Annotated in this window: 1 pseudogene; it reads right to left on the reverse strand. The window is 64.3% G+C overall.

Going from position 1 to position 442, the window contains the following annotated elements:
• Positions 1–12: 12 nt before the first annotated feature.
• Positions 13–442: pseudogene (locus tag AC0T7J_RS25320) on the reverse strand (aromatic amino acid lyase); the annotation flags it as partial.

Below are 442 nucleotides of genomic sequence, written 5' to 3' on the forward strand. Positions count from 1 at the left end.
CTGGTGCTAGGCGGAGACTTCGCTGCGCTCACCGAGCAGATCGCGGGAGGCGGCCGCGGCATCGATCTGCCCTTTCTGCCCACGTGCAGCGTGAATGCGCGCGTCGAACGGCGAGCGCGAACCGAGCACGGCTTCAACGGGAAGACTGCCCAGCGCCAGGGCACCGGCAAACAGATCCTCGCCTTCGAACAAACCGCGCAGGGCAAACGCTGTGGAAACCTGAGTACCGTTGAGCAGCGCCAGACCTTCTTTAGCCGCTAAAGTCAGCGGCGCCAGGCCGGCGACTTTCAGCGCTTCGGTGGCTTCAAGCCATTCGCCCTTGTAGCGCGCCTTGCCCTCGCCCAGCAGCACCAGCGACATGTGCGCCAACGGCGCCAGATCCCCCGACGCACCGACCGAACCTTTCAACGGAATATGCGGATAGACCTCGGCATTGATCAGC

Source organism: Pantoea sp. E956-1 (genome assembly GCF_982223955.1).